Annotated in this window: 16 protein-coding genes; 4 read left to right on the top strand and 12 right to left on the bottom strand. The window is 69.8% G+C overall.

The features are described 5' to 3' along the window. Positions 1-225: 225 nt before the first annotated feature. Both AC0Z36_RS11030 and AC0Z36_RS11025 read right to left on the bottom strand, forming a co-directional pair. Entirely contained in the window at positions 226-3,603 is a 3,378-nt protein-coding gene (locus tag AC0Z36_RS11030; protein WP_485462594.1) for a pyruvate carboxylase, read from the bottom strand. A 416-nt stretch (positions 3,604-4,019) separates the two neighbouring features. After that, complete coding sequence (locus tag AC0Z36_RS11025; RefSeq protein ID WP_485462593.1) at positions 4,020-5,147, bottom strand: carboxylate-amine ligase; 1,128 nt, start codon at positions 5,145-5,147, stop codon at positions 4,020-4,022. Positions 5,148-5,389: 242 nt separating this feature from the next. Between AC0Z36_RS11025 and AC0Z36_RS11020 the strand changes: the two genes are divergently transcribed. Continuing rightward, on the top strand, positions 5,390-6,034 hold the full coding sequence (locus AC0Z36_RS11020; protein ID WP_485462592.1) for a sigma-70 family RNA polymerase sigma factor: 645 nt from the start codon (positions 5,390-5,392) through the stop codon (positions 6,032-6,034). A 148-nt stretch (positions 6,035-6,182) separates the two neighbouring features. On the opposite strand, the gene AC0Z36_RS11015 is transcribed toward AC0Z36_RS11020, so the two are convergent. Then, on the bottom strand, positions 6,183-6,992 hold the full coding sequence (locus tag AC0Z36_RS11015; RefSeq protein WP_485462591.1) for a hypothetical protein: 810 nt from the start codon (positions 6,990-6,992) through the stop codon (positions 6,183-6,185). 169 nt (positions 6,993-7,161) lie between these two features. On the opposite strand from AC0Z36_RS11015, the gene AC0Z36_RS11010 reads away from it, so the two are divergent. After that, a complete protein-coding gene (locus AC0Z36_RS11010) occupies positions 7,162-8,574 on the top strand; it encodes an acyl-CoA synthetase (protein ID WP_485462590.1) in 1,413 nt (470 codons plus the stop codon). 42 nt (positions 8,575-8,616) lie between these two features. Continuing rightward, the gene (locus AC0Z36_RS11005; protein WP_485462589.1) at positions 8,617-9,120 is read left to right on the top strand and encodes a nitroreductase/quinone reductase family protein; all 504 of its coding nucleotides are present in this window, start codon (positions 8,617-8,619) and stop codon (positions 9,118-9,120) included. Positions 9,121-9,197: 77 nt separating this feature from the next. On the opposite strand, the gene AC0Z36_RS11000 is transcribed toward AC0Z36_RS11005, so the two are convergent. Together AC0Z36_RS11000 and AC0Z36_RS10995 are read right to left on the bottom strand one after the other, a co-directional pair. Then, positions 9,198-9,497, bottom strand: coding sequence for a hypothetical protein (locus AC0Z36_RS11000; protein ID WP_485462588.1), 300 nt, complete (start codon positions 9,495-9,497; stop codon positions 9,198-9,200). Between the two features lie 73 nt (positions 9,498-9,570). Continuing rightward, a complete protein-coding gene (locus tag AC0Z36_RS10995; RefSeq protein ID WP_485462587.1) occupies positions 9,571-10,431 on the bottom strand; it encodes an amidohydrolase family protein in 861 nt (286 codons plus the stop codon). Positions 10,432-10,711: 280 nt separating this feature from the next. Here AC0Z36_RS10995 and AC0Z36_RS10990 point away from each other — a divergent pair, with 280 nt between their 5' ends. Then, the gene (locus tag AC0Z36_RS10990) at positions 10,712-12,265 is read left to right on the top strand and encodes a DHA2 family efflux MFS transporter permease subunit (protein WP_485462586.1); all 1,554 of its coding nucleotides are present in this window, start codon (positions 10,712-10,714) and stop codon (positions 12,263-12,265) included. Between the two features lie 62 nt (positions 12,266-12,327). Here AC0Z36_RS10990 and AC0Z36_RS10985 read toward each other — a convergent pair whose 3' ends face one another. The 7 genes from AC0Z36_RS10985 to hpnC are packed head-to-tail and all read right to left on the bottom strand — an operon-like array spanning position 12,328 to position 20,475. Beyond that, on the bottom strand, positions 12,328-13,704 hold the full coding sequence (locus AC0Z36_RS10985) for an aspartate aminotransferase family protein (RefSeq protein WP_485462599.1): 1,377 nt from the start codon (positions 13,702-13,704) through the stop codon (positions 12,328-12,330). After that, positions 13,704-14,297, bottom strand: a complete 594-nt coding sequence (locus AC0Z36_RS10980) for a phosphorylase family protein (protein ID WP_485462585.1) — start codon at positions 14,295-14,297, stop codon at positions 13,704-13,706. The genes AC0Z36_RS10985 and AC0Z36_RS10980 overlap by 1 nt, the downstream gene beginning before the upstream one ends. Then, positions 14,297-16,222, bottom strand: a complete 1,926-nt coding sequence (gene shc, locus AC0Z36_RS10975; RefSeq protein ID WP_485462584.1) for a squalene--hopene cyclase — start codon at positions 16,220-16,222, stop codon at positions 14,297-14,299. Before shc ends, AC0Z36_RS10980 begins: the two co-directional genes overlap by 1 nt. Further along, positions 16,223-17,281 carry a polyprenyl synthetase family protein gene (locus AC0Z36_RS10970; RefSeq protein ID WP_485462583.1) on the bottom strand — a complete coding sequence of 353 codons (1,059 nt, stop codon included), beginning with the start codon at positions 17,279-17,281 and terminating at the stop codon, positions 16,223-16,225. Further along, positions 17,278-18,666 carry a hydroxysqualene dehydroxylase HpnE gene (gene hpnE / locus AC0Z36_RS10965; RefSeq protein WP_485462582.1) on the bottom strand — a complete coding sequence of 463 codons (1,389 nt, stop codon included), beginning with the start codon at positions 18,664-18,666 and terminating at the stop codon, positions 17,278-17,280. Before hpnE ends, AC0Z36_RS10970 begins: the two co-directional genes overlap by 4 nt. A gap of 22 nt (positions 18,667-18,688) precedes the next feature. Beyond that, the gene (gene hpnD, locus AC0Z36_RS10960) at positions 18,689-19,639 is read right to left on the bottom strand and encodes a presqualene diphosphate synthase HpnD (protein WP_485462598.1); all 951 of its coding nucleotides are present in this window, start codon (positions 19,637-19,639) and stop codon (positions 18,689-18,691) included. A gap of 14 nt (positions 19,640-19,653) precedes the next feature. Further along, complete coding sequence (gene hpnC, locus AC0Z36_RS10955) at positions 19,654-20,475, bottom strand: squalene synthase HpnC (RefSeq protein WP_485462597.1); 822 nt, start codon at positions 20,473-20,475, stop codon at positions 19,654-19,656. Between the last annotated feature and the right edge of the window lie 761 nt (positions 20,476-21,236).

Here is a 21,236-nt window from a genome sequence, read left to right as displayed (position 1 = left end):
GGAGTGTCGCAGCCCCTCGGGCGACGCGCGGGCGCCGACCGGAGACTGAGCGGAGCGAAGGCGTAGGGAGGAGAACGCCCGCGCTTGGAGCCCGCGCGAAGCGACGGGCGCGAAGCGTCCCGAGCGCGACCGGAGTGTCGCAGCCCCTCGGGCGACGCGCGGGCGCCGACCGGAGACTGAGCGGAGCGAAGGCGTAGGGAGGAGAACGCCCGCGCTTGGAGCCCGCTAAGAAACAGTGAGCAGCAGGTCTCCCGCTTCCACGGACGCGACCGGCCCGATGGCCAGACGCTCCACCGTGCCGCCGACGGAGGTCGTGATGGAGGCCTCCATCTTCATCGCCTCGATGGTGGCGACCGTCTGACCGGCCTCCACGACCGAGCCGACTTCCACCTGGAGGGTCACGACGCCACTGAACGGCGCGGCGACGTGCTGCGCGTTCTCCGGGTTGGCGCGCTCGGCGGCCGGCTTGGCGGGGGTCACCGAACGGTCGCGTACGGAGAGCACCCGCGGCTGGCCGTTCATCCGGCAGTAGACCGTACGGAATCCGCGCTCGTCGGCCTCGCTGACTGCTTCGACGGCGAGGAACAGCGACACGCCCTTGCCGAGGCCGACGGTCAGCTCCTCCCCCGGCTTGAGGCCGTAGAAGTACGCGTTGGTCGGCATGACCGACAGGTCTCCGTACAGGCGCACGGCTTCTTCGAAGTCCCGCGCCGGACCGGCGAACAGCAACCGGTTGAGGACCGTACGGACGTCGTCGCCGTCCAGCGCCGCATCCTGCTCGGCGGTGAGTTCCACCGTGCGCGGGGCGGAGGCGGAGCGGCCGGCCAGGGCCTTCGTGCGGAACGGCTCGGGCCAGCCGCCGGGCGGCGTGCCCAGCTCGCCCTGGAGGAAGCCGATGACGCTGTCCGGGATGTCGTACGAGGCCGGGTCGGCCTCGAACTTGACCGGGTCGGCGCCGACGGCGGCCAGGTGCAGGGCCAGGTCGCCGACGACCTTGGAGGACGGGGTGACCTTGACGATGTCGCCGAGGATGCGGTTCGAGGCGGCGTACGCGTCCTCGATCTGCTCGAAGCGGTCGCCCAGGCCCAGCGCTATGGCCTGGGTGCGCAGGTTGGACAGCTGGCCGCCGGGGATCTCGTGCGAGTAGACGCGGCCGGTGGGGGCGGGCAGGCCCGCCTCGAACGGCGCGTACAGCTCGCGGACCGAGGCCCAGTAGGGCTCCAGGTCGTTGAGCGCGCCGAGGGACAGTCCTGTCTGCCGCTCGGTGAAGTCCGTCGCCGCGACGATCGCCGAGAGCGAGGGCTGCGAAGTGGTCCCGGACAGTGCCGCCGAAGCGCCGTCGACGGCGTCGGCACCGGCTTCGATCGCGGCCAGGTAGGTGGCCAGCTGGCCGCCCGCCGTGTCGTGGGTGTGCAGGTGCACCGGGAGGTCGAAGTTCTGCCGCAGGGCGGTGACCAGGGTGCGGGCGGCGGGCGCGCGCAGCAGGCCGGCCATGTCCTTGACGCACAACACGTGCACACCGGCTTCGACCAGCTGCTCGGCGAGCCGCAGGTAGTAGTCGAGCGTGTAGAGCTTCTCGGCCGGGTTGGACAGGTCGGACGTGTAGCAGAGTGTGCCCTCGGCGACGGCGTGCGTGCCGAGTGTCGCCTCGATGGCCGGGCGCATCGCGTCGACGTTGTTCAGCGCGTCGAAGATGCGGAACACGTCGATGCCGGTGCGCGCGGCCTCCTCGACGAACTTCACGCAGACCTTGTCCGGGTACGGGGTGTACCCGACGGTGTTGCGTCCGCGCAGGAGCATCTGGAGGTTGACGTTCGGCAGGCCCGTGCGCAGCTTGGCGAGCCGCTCCCACGGGTCTTCCTTGAGGAACCGGAGGGCGACGTCGTAGGTGGCGCCGCCCCACGCCTCGACGCTGAACAGCTCCGGCGTCATCCGGGCGACAAAGGGCGCGGCGGCGGCGAGGTCGTCGGTGCGGACGCGGGTGGCGAGCAGCGACTGGTGGGCGTCGCGGAACGTGGTGTCGGTGACGGCCAGCGCGGTCTGGGCCCGCAGGGCTTCGGCGAAGCCCTTGGCGCCGAGGTCGAGCAGCTGCTGGCGGGTGCCGTTCGGGGCGTCTTCGGTGAGGTCGAGCGCCGGGAGCTTGCTGCGCGGCTCGATGTTGGCTGAGGCCGTGCCGTTGGGCCGGTTGACCGTGACGTCGGCCAGGTAGGCGAGCAGCCGGGTGCCGCGGTCCGCGCCGGCCCGGTTCTTCAGCAGGTCGGGGCGGTCGCCGATGAACGAGGTCGTCACGTGTCCGTCGCGGAAGGCCGGGTCGTCGAGTACGGCTTGCAGGAACGGGATGTTGGTGGCGACGCCGCGGATGCGGAACTCGGCGGTGGCGCGCCGGGCGCGGGATACCGCGTCGGCGAAGGTGCGGCCCCGGCAGGTCAGCTTGACCAGCATGGAGTCGAAGTACGGGAGTACTTCCGCGCCGCTGAAGGTCCCGCCGTCGAGGCGGATGCCCGCGCCGCCCGGGGACCGGTAGGCCGAGACCGTGCCGGTGTCGGGGCGGAAGTCGGCGGACGGGTCCTCGGTGGTGATGCGGCACTGGAGGGCGGCGCCCTGGACGCGGATGTCCTCCTGGCGCAGTCCGAGGTCCGCGAAGGTCTCGCCGGAGGCGATGCGCAGCTGGGACTGCACGAGGTCGATCCCGGTGACCTCTTCGGTGACCGTGTGCTCGACCTGGATGCGGGGGTTCATCTCGATGAAGACGTACCGGCCGCGCTCGTCGAGGAGGAATTCGACGGTGCCCGCGTTGCGGTAGCCGATGCTCTGCGCGAAGCGGACCGCGTCGGCGCACATGCTGGCCCGGATCTCCGGGTCGAGGTTGGGCGCGGGGGCGATCTCGATGACCTTCTGGTGCCGGCGCTGTACGGAGCAGTCGCGCTCGTACAGGTGGACGACGTTGCCGTCGGCGTCGGCGAGGATCTGGACCTCGATGTGCCTCGGGTTGATCACGGCTTCTTCGAGGAAGACCGTGGAGTCACCGAAGGCGGTCTGCGCCTCGCGCATGGCCGAGTCGATCGCCGCGCGGAGGTCTTCGCGGCGGTCGACCTTGCGCAGACCGCGTCCGCCGCCGCCGGCGGCGGCCTTGACGAAGATCGGGAAGCCGACGGTCTCCGCAGCGGCGACCAGTGCGTCGATGTCGTCCATCGGCGACACGGTGTTCAGGACCGGCATCCTGGCGGCGGTGGCGGCCTCCAGGGCGCGGACCTTGTTGCCGGCCAGCGTCAGGACCTCGGCCGGCGGGCCGACGAAGGTGATGCCGACGGCGGCCAGCGCCTCGGCGAGCTGCGGGTTCTCCGACAGGAAACCGTAGCCGGGGTACACGGCGTCGGCGCCGCAGGCGACGGCCGCGTTCACGATGACGTCGACATCGAGGTAGGCGCGCAGCGGGTGACCGTGCTCGCCGATCTCGTAACTCTCGTCCGCCTTCTGGCGGTGCAGGGAGTGCCGGTCCTCGTACGCGTACACCGCGACAGTGGTGATGCCCAGTTCGGACGCGGCGCGCAGGGCCCGGATGGCGATCTCGCCCCGGTTGGCCACAAGGAGCTTGCGGATCACGAGCTACCTACCTTTTCTCTAAGCCGGGCTCCAAGCACTGAGGGGGCGGCCACCCGCTGCGGAGCAGCTGTGGTTCGCAGCGCTTCGCTCACGTGTCCTCCCTGCCTCAGCGCGTCGCCCGGACCAACTGCGGCCTCCGGCCGCGCTCGGGACGCTTCGCGCCCATCGCTCCGCCGGTGCTTTCGCCGCGCTCCGGACGCTTCGCGCCGTCGCAGACTGTTTGGGTGCCACAGGACGACGACGGGCCCGGCGACTGCTGTGTCGTGGGTGTCGTTGTTCCCGTGGGTCTGGTTTTGACGCCGACTTTAGGGCACGTGTGCGGGTACCCCGCACTGCGGTTTCGCATTCCGGACAGGTGTTTACACTCCGTCAGGGACATATGCCCTGATCAGGTCAAACGCACCTGGAGGTGCGTGTCAGCCGACGTGACGAGCGTCTCCGTCGACGGCCCGGGTCCGCTCCACGACCAGATCCACCGCCGCCGGGAGTCGTCCGCCGCAGCGGCGTACGGCCTCGCGCTGGCGGAACGCCGAGCTGCCGCGGGCCAGGGACTGTTCGACGGCGGCCGAGACCGTGTCCCAGTCGCCGGCCGACCGCAGGGTGGGGCGCAGTGCGCGCAACAGACCCCGTACGACGTCCGCCGCGGGCGCGGGGATCATGTGTTCGGGGTCCACGAGGTCGCCTTCAAGCCCGGACCTGGCGGCCCGCCAGGTGGCCGCCCGCAGCCACTCCGAGCGGACGACGGTCGGACGGATGCCCTGCGTCGCGTCCTCGCAGGCCCGCACGACCAGGGCGCGGAACAGCGCGGCCAGTGCGAGGACGTCGTCCAGTTCGGGGCACGCGTCGCAGATGCGCAGTTCGAGGGTCGGCAGGTGCCGGGAGGGGCGGACGTCGTAGTAGACCATCCCGGTGTCGCCGATCACGCCGGAGCGCACGAGCCCGGCGATGGTGTCGTCGTATTCGGCGGCCGAGGCGAAGATCCCGGCGGGGCCAGCGGTTGGCCAGCGCTGCCAGATCTGGGTGCGCCAGCTGGCGTAGCCGGTGTCCCGGCCCAGCCAGTACGGGCTGCTCGCGGACAGCGCGAGGAGGGTGGGCAGGTGCGGGGCGAGGTACGGGAGGACCGCTACGGCCAGGTCCCGGTCGTCGACGCCGACGTGCACCTGGGCTCCGCAGATCAGCTGTTCGCGGGCGGCCAGGCGGTACTCGTCGGTCATCGCCAGGTAGCGCGGCTCCGCGGTGGGCGGGATGTCGTCCACCCTCGCCAGCGGTGCGGTCCCGGAGGCCGCGATGCCCAGGCCCATGCGCCCGGCTGCGGCGGCGAGGACCGCCCGCGAGCCCGCGAGGTCCTGGCGCAGGTGCTCAAGTGACGTGTGGGGCTCGCTGTTCGTCTCCACCACGCAGCTCTGGAGCTCGGCGGTGAACCCCTTCCCCGGTAACTGCTCCAGGACGGCCGCCGCCGCCGGGATCAGTTGTCTGGACTTGAGGTCGATGAGGTGGAACTCCTCTTCGACACCGACTGTGACCGTGCACTCCCCGTAGCCCATAGTCGCCAGGGTAAGGCCGGTGTGCGCCCGGGAAACAGCTGATGCCAGCCGTTTTCTGCTGCCGCGTCACCGTCGGCGCACGCCGGAAAACCGCACCGACCGGGGCCTTAAGCCGGGAATGAAGAGGACGAAAGTCCCGTGCTGAAGCTCCGGACCGGGGGCACATACTTCTCTGAGGCGGCCCGCCGGTTGGGCGGGCCCGCTCCCCGTACATCGCGTCGCGGACGCAGGAAGGCGGCTGTATGAGCCCGGTTGCGACCTTGCCGATCCCCGTGGAGGCCCCCGTGTCGAGCACGACTGAACCTGCCGCGGCCACCGGGGCCGGACGCAGTGGGCTCGACCGCCGTTTCCAGCGGGACGCGCTGCCGTACCTGGACCAGCTCTACCCGGCTGCCCTGCGGATGACCCGCAACCCGGCCGACGCCGAGGATCTTGTGCAGGAGACGTTCGCCAAGGCGTACGGCTCCTTCCACCAGTTCAAGCAGGGCACCAACCTGAAGGCCTGGCTGTACCGGATCCTCACCAACACCTTCATCAACACCTACCGCAAGAAGCAGCGCCAGCCCCTTGAGGCGCACACCGAGGAAGTCCAGGACTGGCAGCTGTCCCGCGCCGCGTCGCACGCGGCCGTCGGGCTGCCCTCGGCCGAGGCCCAGGCGCTGGACAGGCTGCCCGACTCCGCGGTGAAGGACGCCCTGCAGGCCGTCCCGGAGGAGTTCCGCATCGCCGTGTACCTGGCCGACGTCGAGGGGTTCCCGTACAAGGAGATAGCCCGGATCACCGACGTGCCGGTGGGCACCGTGATGTCCAGGCTGCACCGGGGCCGCAAGCGGCTGCGCGTCCTGCTCGGCGACTACGCCCGCGGCCACGGCCTCATCCCGGCCTGATTCCCCGCGTGCAGCCGTGATCCCCACCTGCATTGCCCGCCTGCAATTCCCGCCCGCAGCCTTGGTCCCCGCCTGATTCCCTTCCAGCCGCCTGGTTTCCCTGCCAGCCGCCTGCCTCCAGCCTGACCCGCCCGGCTCAAAAGCAGGTCTACGCCCCGCCCGGCGTCGGACTCGCCGTCGCCGCCGCCGGCAGTTTTGTCGTGTCGATGATCTCCCCGGCCGGCGGCGTGGTGATGTCCAGCGGCAGGTCGAAGTCCCCGTAGCTCATCGAACCCCCTTCGTCGGCGCTGTCCGAGACCACCAGGACCGGGTACGGCGTGCCCTCCGCCTCGAAGTAGACCGTCCCGTCGTCCTCACCCGGCGGGCCGGTGACCGGGATCATCGGGCGGCCGCTGACCTCCTTGACCGGCTTCTTGACCCCGTTCTCCGGGAAGTCCTTGAGCGCCAGCGCCGGATCGGTCACGTCCACGATCTTCGACAGGTCGCCGAACCGCGGGTCGTCCGAGGCGGTCCGGAGATACTTCCCGGTGAGCAGCCTGGCCACCTCGGCGTTGCCGACGGCGTTGGTCATGAACGCCTCGTCGCCTTTGACGTAGAGGTCCTTGCCGTTGCGCAGCAGGTCGATCCGCTGCCCGTCGGAGACGATGAACCCGGTGAAGTTCCGCGTCGCGCGGTCAACCCGTACGTCCATCTTCAAGGGCTTGGCCTTGTCCCGGAGGTCGGCGACCAGATGGACCGTCTTGAGCTTGCCGGAAGCCTCTTTCGCCCGGCTGATCAGTGTGGCCACCGGCAGGTCCGTGTTCGAGACCTGCACCGGGGCGGACGACGACGGCTGCCCGGAAGCCGACTTGACGATCGACAGCGGGCCCCCGCTCTCCTGACCGCAACCGGTCAGCAGCGCCGCCGCGACCGCCACGGCGGCGACCGCGCCGGCTGAACTCCCCCGTACCACTGGCATGTTCCCTCCACTGGGCGTTCCCGCCGCATTCACCTGCTGACCGTAGATCAGACCACTGGCGCACTACTGGCACCGTACGCTCCCGCGGACCCCGCCACCGGCCCTGTCCGAAGACGCCGGACGCCCGGTTAGCATCAGGGGAGATCAGCTCCGTACTTCCTGGAGGCCTGTGGTGCGCCCACTCGTGACCGCTCTCACCGCCCCTGCCACCGACCGCGCGGACGCGGTGGTCGTCGCCGGGCGGGCGATGAGCCGCGCCGACCTCGTCAGCGCGGCGACCGCTGTGGCCGACAGGATCACGGGGGAACCCGCCGCGGCCGTGCGCGCCACCGCGACGCTGGAGACGGTGGCCGCCGTCCTGGGCGGGCTGATCGCCGGGGTGCCGGTCGTGCCGGTGCCGCCGGACTCCGGGCCGACGGAGCGCGGACACATCCTCGGTGACAGCGGGGCCACGGTCCTCCTGGACTCCGAGGGCGCGTGGGACTCCGGGTCGGTCCCGGTGGACCTCGCGGCACGGTCGAGCACCCCGTACGCCGTGCCGTCCGAAGACAGCACCGCCCTGATCCTCTACACCAGCGGCACGACCGGTGCGCCCAAGGGCGTCCTCCTGTCCCACGGCGCGATCGCCGCCGACCTCGACGCGCTGGCCGGGGCCTGGGCGTGGACGGCGGACGACGTGCTCGTCCACGGACTCCCGCTGTTCCACGTCCACGGCCTCGTCCTGGGCGTGCTCGGCGCACTGCGCGCGGGTTCCAAGCTGGTCCACACCGGAAAACCGACCCCGGCGGCGTACGGGTCCGCAGCCGCGGAACACGGCGGCACGATGTTCTTCGGAGTGCCCACGGTGTGGTCGAGGATCGCCGAGGACCCCACCGCGGCCGGGGCTCTGCGCGGTGCGCGGCTCCTGGTCTCCGGCAGCGCGCCGTTGCCCGTCCCGGTGTTCGAGAAGCTGCGCGCGCTGACCGGGCACAGCGCTGTCGAGCGGTACGGCATGACCGAGACCCTCATCACCCTCAGCACCCGCGCCGACGGCGAGCGCCACCCGGGGTCCGTGGGCCTGCCGCTCGCGGGGGTGCGCACCCGGATCGCCGACGACTCCGGCGCGCTGCTGCCGCACGACGGCGAATCGGTCGGCGAACTCCAGGTGCGGTCACCGTCGTTGTTCCACGGCTACCTCAACCTGCCGGAAGCCACGGCCGGTTCGTTCACCGCCGACGGGTGGTTCCGTACGGGCGACGTCGCCGCGATCGACGGTGACGGCCGGCACCGCATCGTCGGCCGGGCCTCGACGGACCTCATCAAGTGCGCCGGGTTCCGCATCGGCGCCGGCGAGGTCGAAGGCGCGCTGTTGTCCCACCCGGCCGTACGGGAGGCCGCAGTCGTCGGCGTCCCGCACGCTGACCTGGGCCAGGAGCTCGTCGCTTACGTTGTCACGTCTACTGACGTGACGGCTGCCGAGCTGATCGACTTCGTCGCGCAGCACCTGAACGCACACAAGCGCCCACGCCGCGTCCTCTTCGTCGGGGAACTCCCCCGGAACGCACTCGGCAAGGTCCAGAAGAAGCTGCTCGTCTCCGGCTGACCTCATTGTGACCTGCATCAGCGGGCCGTAGTCTCCCGGTCCATGACGGAGGATCAGCAGAACTCAAGCCAGAAGAACGACGATTTCGCCGAACCCACCCCCGACGAGATCGTGGGCTTCACCAAAGAGCATGTGAAGTACCTCGAAGCCAGCGACGACGACTCCACCTGGCTGCTCGCCGGGATGAACCACGTCCTGCTGCACACGGTCGGCCGCAGGACGGGCAACGTGCACAAGGTCGCGCTGCCGTTCTGGACGGACCCGGCCGGCGGGCGCGTCGTCGTCGCCTCGTTCGCGGGCGCTGCGAAAAACCCCTCGTGGTACGTGAACCTGACCGATCCGACGGCCAACCCGCAGGTGCTCGTCCGGGTCCAGGGCGCGACGTACTGGAGTGTCCCCGAGGTCCTCGAAGGCGAGGAGTACGCGGAGCACTGGAAGCTGCTGGTCGCCGACCGGGACTACTACGCGAACTACCAGAAGCGCTGCGAGCGCCGGATCCCGCTCGTGCGCCTCACCCAGACCAGCTTGGTCGCACGCCGCGGCTGAGTCGCACACCCGAGACCGCGACGACCGGAATCCTGATCATCAAGCGTCGGCGATCAGGATTCCGGTCATCGTGGTCTTCACGTCGCCGGACACTCGCAGGCAGGCACGGAAGTCCGCTCCGCCCAGGCCTCCATCGCCCTGATGTGCCGGTAGACGAGGAACGGGTAGTCGTCGTTGGTCACGACGATGCCCTCGTGGGTGCGGTCGATCCAGTGCACCAGGGCTTCGGGCGCGGGCACCCAGGAGCGGTGGACGATGTCGGCCAGCCAGCCCGTCTCAGTCTCCAGAGGGAAGGCGGTCAGGCCGCTCAGCAGCAGGCAGACCGGGAAAATCCACAACCAGACGCGGACCCGCCGCGCGTGTTGGTCAGCGCTCATGGCCAGGACAGTGAACCTGCCCCGCTGTGTCCGGAACACCGGCTCCGGATTTTTTGAACATGTTCAATAAAACTCAGAGCCCGAAGACCCGTACGGCGTTCTCCCGGAGGAACTTCGGCCACACCTCCGCCTTGAACGGGACGTCGGGCAGCTCACGGAAGATGCGGTCCAGCGAAAGGCCCATCGGGTAGTACCCGGCATAAAGAATCTTGTCGGCGCCACGGGTGTTGGCATAGGAGACGATCTCCCGCGGGTAGTACTTCGGCGCGAAGGCGGAGGTCATGTAGTAGAGGCCGGGCCACTTGAGCATGAGCTTGACGGCCAGGTCGCACCACGGTTCGGCGCCGTGGCGCATCACGATCCGCAGCTCGGGGAAGTCGTAGCAGACCTGGTCGAAGTGCATGACGTCCTGGCAGGCCGACGGCACCCGCGGCCCGGCTATCCCGGCGTTGACGACGATCGGGATGCCGAGGTCCACGCAGGTCTGGTAGACGGGGTAGTAGCGCCGGTCGCTGACGGGGACCTGCGGGTTGCAACCGGCCGGGAAGGTCGTGACCGCGACGATGGAATGGTCGGCGTGCGCCTGCCTGATCTTCCGTACGGCCGTCGTTATCTCGTTGGGATCGACTTCGACGCTGAGGCGGAAGCGCCCCGGGTGTTCCTTGACCGCGCGCAGCGCGGTCTCACTCAGGCCCACGAGGCCGGTTTCGACTCCGCAGGCGTCCATCTGATCGATCGTCACAGCCACCGGGTCGACGTCCTCGACGAGGCGGTCCGGCACGCCTTTGAACATGTACTCGGCGGGGAACTCCATGCGCTTGCTCTCCGCGTCGCGGAGCTGCGGGGCGAGGAAGTCGTACGTACGGGCCGCTTCGGCCCTGGGGAAGCCGATCATCAGGTCGACCGCGCGGGGCTGTTCGGGGAATCCAGGCATGACCCCACGCTAGCCATTTATTAGACAAAATCAAGCTTTTGGCGGAGCCGCCGGACAGGAGGATCCGGCACTGCGAACGACCGGATGGTCGAGGGCTTACCCTCACATCCGACCCTCCGCTTCCATCGGCGGAAAAATGGCAGGCGAGTGTCAGAGGGTTGCCTTAGTGTCGGACAATCAGACCGCTCCGCGCCACGACCGGACAGCTGTTCCGCAGCGCAACTTGCGTTCTACGCACGGTAGTTAGCCAACCACTCAAAAGCCCCCCGCGAGGAGAACGGTGACCTCGACCACGCCGGAAACGGCGCGATCCGCCGAACCGACACCCAGTCATACCCAAGTCACACGCACCGGACTGGCCCTGGCCGTCCTGGCCGGGGCCCAGCTCATGATCGTGCTGGACTCCACGATCGTGAACATCGCACTGAAAAGCATCAAGGACGCTCTGCACTTCAGTGACACGTCGCTGAGCTGGGTCATGAACGCCTACACCCTGGCCTTCGGTGGCCTGCTGCTGCTCGGCGGCCGGCTCGGCGACCTGCTCGGCCGCCGGAAGATGTTCCTGTACGGCCTCTCCCTGTTCACTCTGGCCAGCCTGCTCGGCGGGTTCGCCCAGAACGAGATCATGCTGCTCTCGGCGCGCGCCCTCCAGGGCGTCGGCGGCGCGGTGATGGCCCCGGCGATCCTGTCACTGCTGACCACTACCTTCGCCGAAGGCCCCCCGCGCAACAAGGCGTTGGGCGTCTACGCGGCGGTCTCCGGGACCGGCGCCGCGATCGGCCTCCTGATGGGCGGCCTGCTCACCCAGTGGGTGTCGTGGCGCTGGGTGCTGTTCGTCAACGTGCCGATCGGTGTCCTCCTGGGCGCTGCGGTGCCGAGGATCATCCCCGCGGACCTCCCGTCGGGCGAAAGCGCCCTGGGCGGGCGGAAGTTCGACATCCCGGGTGCGCTGACCTCCACGGTCGGCCTCGCCGCGCTGGTGTACGGCGTCATCCGGGCGGCGGAGAAGGGCTGGGGCAACGGGATCACCGTCGTCTCACTGGTCGCCGCCGTGGCACTGCTCGGCGCGTTCCTCACCATCGAGATACGCACCAACCAGCCGCTGATGCCGTTGCGGCTGTTCAAGAACAAAAACCGCAGCGGCGGCTACGCCATCATGGCGTTGGCTGGCGGCGGCATGATGTCGTCGTTCTACTTCATCACGCTCTACATGCAAAACGTCCTGGGCTACAAGGCGTTGAAGTCCGGGCTGGCCTACATGCCACTGTCGGTCGCCGTCATCATCGCCGCGCAGATCTGCAGTGCGGTCCTGCCGCGGGTGGGGCCGCGAGTCCTGCTGACGTTCGGCACCACGCTCGCCGGGTCCGGGCTGTTCTACCTGCACTTCCTCAAGGCTGACTCCGGTTACGCGGTGGGGCTCCTACCCACGATGATCGCCCTCGGCTTCGGTATGGGTTTTGTGTTCGTCGCGATGATGACCACGGCCACCAACGGTGTGGATCCGAAGGACTCCGGCATCGCGTCGGCGATGCTCAACGTGACCCAGATGGTCGGCGGAACGATCGGCCTGTCGGCGCTGGTCACCGTCGCCAAGACCGCGGCCGACGACGAAACGGTCAAGCAGAAGGCCGCCAAGGGCGCGTCGATGGCCGACCCCAGTGTGTTCGAAGCGGCGAACCGCGACGTGCTCACCGCCGGTTACACCCAGGCGATGACGGCGTCGGCGGTGCTGCTGCTGCTCGCGGCCGTGGTCGCGCTGACGGTGATCCGGGTGAAGGCGGGCGATGTGGTCGTCGCGGAAAGCGACGAGGCACCGAAGGTCGCCGTGCACTGAGGACAAAAAAGTGCGGGCCCGGCACCCGGAAGGGGTGCCGGGCCTTCGTGTTCAGCCGTGCGTCAGCGGGTGACCGCGTTCTTGATCAGCGTACGGCCGAAGTCCCACATCAGGCCGGTGCCCTTGTGGGCGTCGTCCATGACGTCGACGAAGCCCGCCGTGAAGCTGTCCACGTCGCGTTGGGTGATGACGTACGGGGGCAGCAGCTTGATGACGTCCATGTGGTCCCCGGCGACCTGGGTGAGCATCCGGTGGCGCTGGAACAACGGGACGACCACCATCTGGGCGAACAGGCCGGTCCTGGCCGCCTGAAGCGCGCTCCAACCGGCGCGCAGCTTCAGGGACTTCGGCTTGCCGAACTCCAGGCCGATGAGCAGGCCACGCCCACGCACCTCGGCGAAGAGTTCGTACTTGTCAATCAGCGGTGTCAGCGCGTCGGTGAAGGCCTGACCCATCCGGGCGCAGTTGCCGACGAGGTCTTCCTCTTCGATGACGGACAGCGTCGCCAGACCGGCCACCATCGCCTGGTTGTTGCCGCCGAAGGTCGAATCGTGGACCAGGACGCGGTCCATCGTGGAGTAGACCTTCTTGAACACCCAGTCGCGGGTCAGCGTCGCGCCGACGGGGATATAACCGCCGGAGAGGGCCTTGGCGACGGTGACGATGTCCGGTTCGACGCCCGGCTCCCATTCGTACGCGTAGAACTTCCCCGTACGCCCGAGCCCTGTCTGGACTTCGTCGCAGATGAGGAGCGCGCCGTGGGCCCGCAGCAGCGTCTGGGCGGCCAGCAGGAACCCGGGCGGCGGGATGACGACGCCCTTGCCCTGGACCGGCTCGACGATGAAGGCCGCGACGTCGCCCTTCTTCAACTCCCGCTCCAGCGCCGCGAGATCGCCGAGCTGGATGGCGACGTCCGGGAACAGCGGGTCGAAGCCCTTGCGGAACTCCTTGGCCCCGTTGACGGACAGCGCCCCGGCGGTCAGACCGTGGAAGGCGTGGTCGACGTAGACGATCCGCTTGCGGCCCGTCGCGAACCTGGCGAACTTCAGCGCCGCTTCGACTGCTTCGGTGCCGCTGTTGCAGAAGTACGCGCGCTCCAGGTGCGACGACCGCGCGAGGAGCTTGTCGGCGAGCGCGGCGGCGAGCACGGGCGTCGCGAAGTGCACGATGTCCGGCAGGTCCATCGCGATGAGGTCCTGGAGCGCCTTGCGCACGACGGGGTGGTGCCGGCCGACGCCGTACGTGCCGAAGCCCGACAGGAAGTCGAGGTATTCGTCGCCATGCGCGTCGTAGAGGTACGGACCTTCGGCCCGTACGTAGTCCCGGTCGAAACCCAGCGTCCTGAGCACCCGCGGAAGCTGTGGGTTCAAATGCCGGGACGTGAGGTCGAAGCCTTGACCGGCGTACGTCCGCAGGGTCTCGTCCAGGTCGAACGTCATCATCCACCGTCCGGATTTCTGAGAAGTTCTTCGACTGTCAGGGAAGCTGCCCAGGCCGGGAGTTCCGCCGCGGCCCGGCGCAGGTTCCGGTAGGCGCGGATGCCGTTGGGAACAAGCGCGGGGCGCAGGAGTTCGTGGCCGGGGGCGTCGGTGACCACCCGCAGCACCGCGGAGGGCCGGGCCGCGCAGCGCAGCAGGTGGGCGGACTCCATGTCCACGGCGAGGAATCCGGCGTCGGACAGCAGGTGCCGTTCCCCGCCGCGGACGACCGTGTCCACGGTGGCGACGCTGCCGCAGTGGACGGTCATCCCCACCGCCCGCAGGAGTCCGGCGAGCGCACCCACACAGTCGTGCACCGCGCCGTCGGGGCCGTGCACGTCGGTCGCGACCACGATGTCGCCGGGTCGCATCGCGGGGTCGAGACCGCCGCAGAAACCGGCCACGGCGAACACCTCGGAGGCGGGGACCGGCCAGTTCTTCGCCCGTTGCGGCCCCATGCCGCTGCGCGCCACCACTCCCGGACGGCCGCGCAGTGCGGAACGCACGGCCAGTTCCTCGGCCCGCAGGGGCGTGGCGACGAGCAGTCGTGGCATCAGTGCTGCTCCTCCATGTAGCGCCCGAGCGCCATCACCGGGAACACCAGGCGGTACATGTGGTACTTGATGTAGAAGTCGCCGGGGAACCCTGTGCCGGTGAACTGCGGTTCGTCCCAGCTGCCTTCACTGTTCTGAGTCTCCGTCAGCCAGTCGACCCCACGCCGTACGGAAGCGGTCTCCCGCTCCCCCGCCGCGATCATCGCGAGCAGCGCCCACGCGCTCTGCGAAGCCGTGGAGTCGCCCCGGCCGCTCCACACCGCCGGGTCGGCGTAGCTGCGCAGGTCCTCGCCCCAGCCGCCGTCCAGGTTCTGCCGCTCCGTCAGCCACCGCACGGCCCGGCGGATCGCGGGGTGCCCCGGGTCGACTCCGGCCGCCGTCAGCGCGGGGACCGCGCAGCCGGTGCCGTAGATGAAGTTGGCGCCCCAGCGGCCGAACCACGAGCCGTCGGCCTCCTGGTTCTCCAGCAGCCACTTGACCCCGGTGCGGACCTGGTCCCGGTAGGTGGATTCCCCTAACGGGCCGACCGAGTCGGCGAACATCTCAACCACGTGGGCGGTTACGTCGGAGGACGGCGGGTCGATGACTTCGCCGAAGTCGCAGAACGGCAGCCTGAGCGGCAGAGTGCCGGTGTTGTCGGCGTCGAACGCGCCCCAGCCGCCGTCGGCGCTGCGCATCCCGGCGGTCCAGTTCTCGGCGCGTTCCAGGGCTGCCCGGAGGCGCGCGGGGTCGGACGCGCCGGAGTAGCGCAGGGCCATCACGATCTCGGCGGTGTCGTCGATGTCCGGGTAGTAGTCATTGGCGAACTCGAAGGCCCAGCCGCCCGGTTCGAGGGCCGGCCGGCGGACCGCCCAGTCGCCGCGCGGTTCGCGGACCTCTTCGGCGACCAGCCAGTCGGCGGCGGCGGCCACCTGCGGGTGGTCGGCGGGCACCGCCGCGTCGCGCAGCGCGACGACGGCGAGGCCGGTGTCCCAGACGGGCGACTGGCAGGCCTCGAAGCGGCGCTGGACCGTACCGTCGGCCGTGGGTTCGATGATGGTGAAGCCGTCGAGGCCTTTGATGCCCTGGGCCATCACCGGGTGGTTGAGCGGGTAGCCCATCAGGTGCAGGGCGATCAGCGAGTAGACCCACGGGGGCTGGATGCCGCCCCAGCCGCCGTCGGCCTCCTGCCGCTCGATGATCCACTGTGCGGCGCGCTTCATCGCGATGCGGCGCAGGACCCGGACGGGACGCCGGTGGTAGGCGTGCAGCACCTTGTCGAGTCCGTTGAAGAGCTTGGACCAGACGTCGTCGGTCTGCTTGCGCGGCTGCGGTGGTACGCCGGTGGCCAGTTCGTCGAGCGGGAACGGCTGCGGGCGCACCGGCCGCATGGAGCTGACGATCGTCAGCGGGACGATCGTCTGCCGGGCCCAGCAGCCGAAGTCGTAGACGTTCAGCGGGAACCAGGAAGGCAGCAGGATCAACTCGGGCGGCATCTCGGGCAGGTCGTCCCAGGACCACCAGCCGAAGAAGGCCAGCCAGAAGCGGGTGAACACCCGGGCGCTGGGGATGCCGCCGTGCGCGCGGATGTACGCGGCCGCGCTCATCATGTGCCCGGCCTGCGGGTCGTCCCCGGCGAGCTTGAGGGCTACGTACGCCTCGATGGTCGTCGACAGTTCGGGCGGGCCGCCGTGGAAGATGGCCCACGTGCCGTCGTCGAGTTGCTTGGAGCGGATGTACGCGGCTGACTGCGCCGTCTGTTCGGCGGTGCGGATGCCGAGGAACTCCCGGAAGAGCAGGTCCTCGGCGTCCATGGTCACGTTGGTCTCGAGCTCGCCCTTCCACCACCCTTCGGGGCTCTGCAGACTGAGCAGATGGGCCACGGCCCGGTCCAGGGTCTCCCGGACCGGGTCTTCGACTGATGTCGTGGTGATGGTGACGGTCATTCACAGCTCCCGAGTGGTAGTGAATTCCGCGAGGGAGATGAGGTCCGCGCGCACACGTGGGGGCAGGTCGAGGCCGTCGAGACTGGACAGGGCCAGTCGCAGGTGGCGTTCCGCCTCGGCCTCGGTGCGTGTCCTCCCCCCGGCGGTCTCGACCAGGTGGGCGGCCAGGGCCAGTTGCTCTTCGGTGAAGTCTCCGCCGGTCGAGTAGAGCTCGGCCAGCTGCCGCCCCTGCGTGGTGCCGCCGGAGAGGGCTGCGACGACGGGCACGGACTTCTTGCGCTGGCGGAGGTCGTTGTACGCGGGCTTGCCGGTGACAGCGGGCCTGCCCCAGATCCCCAGAAGATCGTCCACAGCCTGGAACGCTACGCCCAGATGGTGGCCGAAACCACAGAGTTTTCCGACGATCTCCTCATCGGCCCCGGCCAGGGCCGCGCCGATGCCCGAGGCGGCGGCCAGGAGCGCGCCGGTCTTGTTGCCCTCCATGGTCAGGCACTGCTCGACGGTCACGTCCATCCGCGACTCGTACTCCAGGTCCTGCGACTGACCGTCGATCAGTTTCGCGGTGGCGTCGGTGATGAGCTGGGCCGCCCGGTCGCCGTAGCCGTCGGTGGTCTCCATGAGGATCTGCTCGGCCAGCACGAGGAGCGCGTCACCGGCCAGGACGGCGAGCCCCGGGCCGAACACCTTCCACGCGGTCGGCCGGTGGCGGCGCTCCTCGTCGCCGTCCATCAGATCGTCGTGCAGCAGCGAGAAGTTGTGCACCAGCTCGACGGCCACCGCGCCCGGGATGCCGGCCTTGACGTCGGCGCCGACCGCTTCGGCGGACAGTACGGCCAGCGCCGGGCGCAGCGCCTTGCCGCCGTTGCCGCCGCGCTCGTTGCCGTGCTCGTCGGTCCAGCCGAGGTGGTAGGCGGACACTTTGGCCAGCGGTGGCTGGAGGCGGGACACCGCGGTGCGCAGTGCGGGGACCGTCATCCGGCGGGCCCGGTCGAGCACGGCGGGCGGTCCGGCGGCGGTGTGCGGTGGGCCGGGCACGGGGGAGACTTTCGCTTCGGTCATGGGCTCGTCCTCTCCCGGAAGGACCGCGCCTGGTGGGCGGCGGCGAGGCCGCTGCGGACAGCGCCCTCCATGGTGGCGGGCCAGCCGGTGCCGGTCCAGGCTCCGGCCAGGTACAGACCCGGGACCCCGGTGACGGGCCCGGGGCGCAGACGCCCGGTGCCGGGGACGGCCCGGAAGGTGGCGTGGCGTTCCTTGGTCACGACGAATTCCTCGGCGCGGGCCTGCCGGGCCGCCGGGAGCAACCGGTCGAGTTCCGGCAGGTACTTGTCTTTGAGCTGGTCGCGGGTCAGGTCGATGTCGGCGTCCGCGGCGGAGACCGACACGGCGAGGTAGCGGCCCGCTTCGAGGTCGAGGTTGTCGCTGCGGTCGAAGAGGAACTGGACGGGTGAGGCGATGCCGGCCGCGAACGTGAAGTCGGTGACCGGGCGGTCGTAGACGACGTGCAGGTTGACGATGGGTGAGTGGCCCAGACCTTCGAGGTCCTGTACGGGGAAGGGCAGTGCGCCGTCGGGGAGGAGCGCGGCGGCGTCGGTGTGCGGTACGGCGAGGATGACCTGGGCGGCTTCGAGGTGCTCACCGTCGCTCGTCACGGTGAAGCCGGCGTCCCCGGTCCGCCCGGTGTGCCCGCCCTGCCCGGTGTGCCCGCTCCGCCCCGGCTTGACGTCGTGGACGCGGCAGCGGAGGTGGACGTCCACGCCGGCGGCGGCCAGTGCCTTCGCCGAGGCGTCGCCGTGCAGCTGTTGCAGGGGCACGCGGCTCCAGCCGATGTCGGCGCCGCTGTTGGTGTCGAGGAGTCCGGTGCGGAACACCTTGACGGCCATCGCGAGGGAGACGTGGGCGGCGCCGAGGTTGAGTGTGGCGATGCCGAACAGGTCCCACAGGGCGGCGCGTTCGCGGACGGTGATGCCGTAGCGGTCCAGCCAGGAGCCGAAGGTGACCTCGTCGTGCGCCGGGTCCTGCGGGTCGAGGTGCTTGAGGGCCTGGACGGCGCGGACCGCGCGCAGTCGGCCGAGGGTGGTGAGGAAGGGGTACCGCGCGAGCGCGGCGGAGAGGTGGAGGGGGACGGGCAGGTCGGTGCGGGTGATGCGGCCCGTACGCCCCCAGGGGCTGAGGACGGGCACGTCCAGGCGCGGCTGCAGGTAGACCTGGTCGGCGGTGCCGATGCGGTCCAGGAACTTCAGGTATTCCGTACAGCAGCGCATGTATACGTGCTGACCGTTGTCCAGCCAGTGGCCGTCACGGCGGAAGGAGAACGTGGCTCCGCCGAGGCGTGGCCTGCCCTCCAGGAGGGTGACCCGCAGCCCGGCCGCGGCGGCCTCCAGGGCCGCGGCGATGCCCGCGAGGCCGCCGCCGATGACGATGAGGTCCGTCGGCCGGCCGTTCATCGTGGATCACGTTTCTTTAGGATCACGCTTGCTCACTCCCCCGCCGGGAAGCTGCGGAACCGCCGAGTTTCGCGGCGATGCCGCCGAAGGCGGATCTTTCCCCGACGGGGATGCCGGACACCGCTCGGGCGGCGATCTCGGCCTTCTCCCACGTGGGCAGGGAGACCCGTTCGCGCAGGACGGCCGCGGGGTCCTCGGTGATGCGGGTGAGCAGGCGGCGGTAGATACCGGCCATGGCCGCCACGCAGGCTTTGGACTGCCGGTCGAGCAGCGGCATCAGCAGCATGCCGTCGTCGAACAGCCGGCGGGCGCGTTCGGCTTCGAAGCGGACGAGGTCGTCGAAGGCGGGCCCGGCCACGAAGGCTCCGTCCAGTTCCCAGGCGGCTTCGAGGCCGAATTTGGCCAGGTCCTCGTACGGGAGGTAGACGCGCCCGTTGTCCTTGTCCTCCTGGATGTCACGCAGGATGTTGGTGATCTGGAGGGCGACCCCGAGGGTGTCGGCCAGCCCCGGGGCGGCGACCGGGTCGGTGGATCCGAAGATGCCCAGGGAGAGGCGGCCCACGGTGCCGGCGACCCGGCGGCAGTAGAGCGTCAGTTCGTCGAACGTCGCGTAACGGCGGCCGTCGAGGTCCATCTCGACGCCGTCGATGAGCTCGGTGAGCGCCCCGAACGGGATCGGGTACGTGCCCGCGGCGTCGGCCAGCGCGACGGTCACCGGGTCGCGCCGGTTGGCCTGGTCGTCGAGCGCGGGCAGGTCGTCGACCTGCTTGCGCAGCCGGACCAGCTCGGCGGTCTTCTCGTCGGCGGTCAGGTGCTCTTCGTCGCCGGCGTCGTCGATCTGCCGGGCGAAGGCGTAGACCGCGCTCAGGGCACGACGCTTCGGCTCGGGCAGCAGTCTGATGCCGTAGGAGAAGTTGCGGGCCTGATTGCGGGTCAGCCGTTCGCAGTAGGCGTACGCGGCGTCCACGTCCATCATCGTTGCGTCCCTCACTTCTTCTTTACCAGCACGCGCACCACATGGGCGAGCAGCCGCCCCTTGGTGGGGCGTGGGTGTAGTCCCAGGATGTCGTTGCCGGCCGCTTCGACGGAGTCGAGGGCGGCCCGGCCGCCGGCGGTGAAACCCGCCAGGGCCAGTCTTTCGCGTCCGGAGACGGTTGCGACCAGTGGTGCCCCCCGGTCGAGGAGGCGGCGGGCGCGCAGTGCTTCGAAGGCGACCAGGCGGCGCAGTGGCAGCCCGGCCCGCGCGGCGGCCAGGTCGGTCTCGGCGACGCCGAACCGGGCGAGGTCCTCCTGGGGCAGGTAGACGCGGCCGTTGCCGTAGTCCTCGGCGACGTCCTGGAGGTGTTCGGCGATCTGCAGGGCGGTGCAGATGTCGTCGGAGTACGCGATGCGGTCGGGGGTGGCCGCGTCGAAGATGTGCAGGACGATGCGGCCGACGGGGTTGGCGGAGAGCGCGCAGTACTGCGCGAGGTCGTCGTAGGTGGCGTAGCGCAGGACGGTCTGGTCCTGCCGGTTGGCCTCGATGAGGTCCAGGAGCGGCCGGACCGGCAGCGGGACCTCGCGCACGGTGGGTGCGAGGCGGCGCAGGACTGCCAGCTGCCCGCCTTCCGCGTACACGTCCGGGTCGTCGTACAGCTTCAGCAGTTCGGCTTCGAGTGCGTCCAGCTGGGCGGTGCGGTCGCCGGCGGCTTCGTCGCCGATGTCGTCGACGAGCCGGGCGTAGCCGTAGACGGCGAGCAGGTGGCGGCGGTGGCCGGGGGCGAGGAGGCGCAGGGCGACGGGGAAGTTCTCGGTGCCGGCCTGGGCCATGACCACGTTCGGATCAAGAATGTTCGGATCAAAGACGGTCGGCTCAAGAACGGTCGGCTCAAGAACGGTCGGCTCAAGAACGGTCGGATCAATCGAATTCGGATCATGCACTGTCTGATCCAACACTGTCCGGTCCGGCACTGCGGAGTCGGGCACTACGGGGTCGGGCACTACGGAGTCCGGCAGTACCGGGCCGGACAGTGCCGGGCCGGGCCCGCTCAGGCCGGGCCGGGCCGGTTCGCAGTCCACCCGGCCGACGCTTCCGGCGGTCCGGTCACTGCGGGCAGCGTGGGGTTCGTGTGCCATTTTGAATCTCCCGGGTTCGCAGGGAGCAGTCCCTCACGCATGCGGTCGCACACGCTGGCAGGACGGCTCCGAGACGACAAACAGCCAGGACCCCATCGCCTTCCCGGTCGGTTGTGCCGGTTCAGCTTGCCCGATGCGCATGACGCCGATCAAGCACCGTAAAGACGTGTGTCCTCTTGTGGCGGGTATTTTTCCGTCACGAAACAGTTCCGTTATCGTCCGTTCGCCCTCCCGTACCGGCGCGGGGAACCGAAGTGACGGTCTATTCCCGTCAGGACGCACGGCGAGCGTTGTCGGTTTCACCCGATTCACGGGTTCTTGCCCCGACGTTCCCGGGCGCGTCGGCCGTCTTGATCCAGGTGGTACGCGGGGTGCCGGGCCGCATCGGGATAACCGGAATTCATCATTCCGTTCATTTGAGCAGCGGGTATATCAATCCGGATACATTCTACGGG

The sequence above is a fragment of the Kitasatospora sp. UYEF31 genome (genome assembly GCF_057291755.1).
The sequence above is the reverse complement of the archived record's forward strand: the minus strand, read 5'-3'. Positions and strand labels throughout refer to the sequence as shown.

What these genes read in the sequence shown, in the direction of transcription:
- AC0Z36_RS10995 (WP_485462587.1), bottom strand. Translation starts at nt 10,431, where the DNA reads ATGCCTGGATTCCCCGAACAGCCCCGCGCGGTCGACCTGATGATCGGC.
- AC0Z36_RS11000 (WP_485462588.1), bottom strand. Translation starts at nt 9,497, where the DNA reads ATGAGCGCTGACCAACACGCGCGGCGGGTCCGCGTCTGGTTGTGGATT.
- AC0Z36_RS11005 (WP_485462589.1), top strand. Translation starts at nt 8,617, where the DNA reads ATGACGGAGGATCAGCAGAACTCAAGCCAGAAGAACGACGATTTCGCC.
- AC0Z36_RS10970 (WP_485462583.1), bottom strand. Translation starts at nt 17,281, where the DNA reads ATGACCGAAGCGAAAGTCTCCCCCGTGCCCGGCCCACCGCACACCGCC.
- AC0Z36_RS11025 (WP_485462593.1), bottom strand. Translation starts at nt 5,147, where the DNA reads ATGGGCTACGGGGAGTGCACGGTCACAGTCGGTGTCGAAGAGGAGTTC.
- AC0Z36_RS11015 (WP_485462591.1), bottom strand. Translation starts at nt 6,992, where the DNA reads ATGCCAGTGGTACGGGGGAGTTCAGCCGGCGCGGTCGCCGCCGTGGCG.
- AC0Z36_RS10980 (WP_485462585.1), bottom strand. Translation starts at nt 14,297, where the DNA reads ATGCCACGACTGCTCGTCGCCACGCCCCTGCGGGCCGAGGAACTGGCC.
- hpnD (WP_485462598.1), bottom strand. Translation starts at nt 19,639, where the DNA reads ATGGACGTGGACGCCGCGTACGCCTACTGCGAACGGCTGACCCGCAAT.
- AC0Z36_RS11020 (WP_485462592.1), top strand. Translation starts at nt 5,390, where the DNA reads ATGAGCCCGGTTGCGACCTTGCCGATCCCCGTGGAGGCCCCCGTGTCG.
- hpnE (WP_485462582.1), bottom strand. Translation starts at nt 18,666, where the DNA reads ATGAACGGCCGGCCGACGGACCTCATCGTCATCGGCGGCGGCCTCGCG.
- AC0Z36_RS10985 (WP_485462599.1), bottom strand. Translation starts at nt 13,704, where the DNA reads ATGACGTTCGACCTGGACGAGACCCTGCGGACGTACGCCGGTCAAGGC.
- hpnC (WP_485462597.1), bottom strand. Translation starts at nt 20,475, where the DNA reads ATGGCCCAGGCCGGCACCGAGAACTTCCCCGTCGCCCTGCGCCTCCTC.
- shc (WP_485462584.1), bottom strand. Translation starts at nt 16,222, where the DNA reads ATGACCGTCACCATCACCACGACATCAGTCGAAGACCCGGTCCGGGAG.